The sequence below is a fragment of the Kitasatospora sp. NPDC007106 genome, assembly GCF_040634455.1.
Classification (GTDB): domain Bacteria; phylum Actinomycetota; class Actinomycetes; order Streptomycetales; family Streptomycetaceae; genus Kitasatospora; species Kitasatospora arboriphila.
Map to the genome: position 1 here is coordinate 1 of NZ_JBEYFP010001076.1, position 1,783 is coordinate 1,783.

Genomic DNA, 1,783 nt, shown 5'->3' on the forward strand with positions numbered 1-1,783 from the left:
CGCAGAACTGGTCCGTGCAGGCCTCCCGCGAGGCGATCACCACGGACACCGGCCTCCTCCTGCCCCTGCTCGACGACCCCGACCCCGCGGTGCGGATCGCCGCCGCCTACGTGCTGGCGGCCGCCCTCGACCGCGCACAGGACATCCGCACCGCCCTCCACTCCCGCCTGAACACCGAAGATGACCCGGCCGTACGCGCCGCCCTGGTGCTGGCGATCGCCCAGCTCGGCGGGGCACACCGACACGAGCCAACGGTGGCGTGGGCGCGGGACTGCTGGGCGGACCCGGCACGGCCGGCCGAGGTCCGCGTGAGCGCCGCCCTCGGGTGGAGGTGCTGACCCACCTGCCCGTCCCGAACGAACTACGCGCCATGCTGGACGACCTCGCCACCGACGACATGACCCTTCTGATGGCGCCGCTGCCGCGGAGCTGGGAAGCGTCCTCGGCGAAGGTCACGTCACGGATGTGGTGCAGCGCCTCGATGGACCAGTGGCCGCGGATCAGGGCGGCGAGCTGTGCGGGGGTGGCTTGTCCGGAGGGCAGGCCGGTGACCGCATAGATCGCCTTGATGGTGATCTTGACGGTCTTGCGGTTCACCTGGCGGCGTTTTGAGCTGGATGGCTTGGCGCGCGTGCGGGAACAGCAGGTTGCTCATGGTGGCCGCCTTGATGCGGCGGATCTCGCCCCGTCCGTGCCCGGGCCTCGCGGGTGCGCCCCTGCAAGGGGATAGCTTTCCAGGGAAGGGACTTGAGCTGCTTGCGGAGCTTCTTCTGGTCGCCCTTGACGATCACGATGTAGTGGGCGCCGTGTCCCAGGAGGTAGTCGGCGTGCTCGCGCTGGGTGTGCATCGCGTCGCTGGTGACGACCGTGCCGGCGAGGTCGGCGACCATGTCCAGCAGCGGCTGGAAGCAGGTGATCTCGTTGGTCTTCTCCTGCACGTCCAGTTGGGCCAGGACCAGGCCGGTGGTGTGCTCCAGGGCGGCGAGCAGGTGGATCCTGCGGCCGCTGGCCTTCGCGGCGCCACGCAGGCTCTTGCCATCCCACGGCCAGAGCACGCAGTCCGGCGGCACCGGTCCGCTCGGGGCGGCGGTCGGCGAGCCAGCGGGCCACCGACCGATCCAGCGCGTCGCCGTCGATCCGGGTCAGCAGGCGCCGCACGGTCGTTTCCGCCGGCAGGCACCGATGCGGGGCCAGGGGATCGACGCGCACGCCGACTTGTTCCAGCGCGTACGGCGGGGCGTCGGCGATCCACTCGCCGATCGCCAGCAGCGACGTCGCGCCGGCCAGCACCGCGCAAGCGGTCAGCGCGAGGACGGCGACCAGGGTATGGCGCACTCCGCGTGGGTCGCGGGGGTCGGGCACCTCTGCCAGGCGCTCCAGCAGCCCGGGTACCTCCTCGGGGTGAGCTGCGGATGCTCGCGGAACTGGTCAAGGGCAGGTGGGATCGGCGATGATGCGTCGGCAGGCACGGTCTTCCAGGCAGGTCACGGGGCGTCGAGAACTCCATGATCTTGGAAACCGTGCCTGCCTCACCCGGGCAGGCATCGGCGACGGGGTTCAGCTGCGCGAAAGTAGCATCGGCCTGTGACGAGAACACCGAGGCCAGGAGCCCATTGCCCTGTGTGCGGGCTCGATCAGGGCTTCGATCCCTGGGGTTCCGACGGACTGACGCCGTCGTTCGCGATCTGCGGCTGCTGCTTCATCGAGTTCGGCTACGAGGACGCCTCGAATGCGGGGATCATGACCGCGCGAGCCGGATGGATCGAGGCCGGCTGTCCCTGGC

Annotated in this window: 3 protein-coding genes and 1 pseudogene; 2 read left to right on the forward strand and 2 right to left on the reverse strand. The window is 70.4% G+C overall.

The features are described from left to right. On the forward strand, positions 1-338 hold a 338-nt coding region (locus tag ABZ641_RS35895; protein WP_359988642.1), incomplete at its 5' end, for a HEAT repeat domain-containing protein. Next, positions 332-559, forward strand: a complete 228-nt coding sequence (locus ABZ641_RS35900; RefSeq protein WP_359988644.1) for a hypothetical protein — start codon at positions 332-334, stop codon at positions 557-559. The genes ABZ641_RS35895 and ABZ641_RS35900, both read left to right, overlap by 7 nt. 34 nt (positions 560-593) lie before the next feature. On the opposite strand, the gene ABZ641_RS35905 is transcribed toward ABZ641_RS35900, so the two are convergent. After that, on the reverse strand, positions 594-1,055 hold the full coding sequence (locus ABZ641_RS35905; RefSeq protein WP_359988646.1) for an ISAs1 family transposase: 462 nt from the start codon (positions 1,053-1,055) through the stop codon (positions 594-596). 100 nt (positions 1,056-1,155) lie between these two features. Beyond that, positions 1,156-1,362 (reverse strand): annotated as a pseudogene (locus tag ABZ641_RS35910) (transposase family protein); the annotation flags it as partial. Positions 1,363-1,783 lie beyond the last annotated feature (421 nt).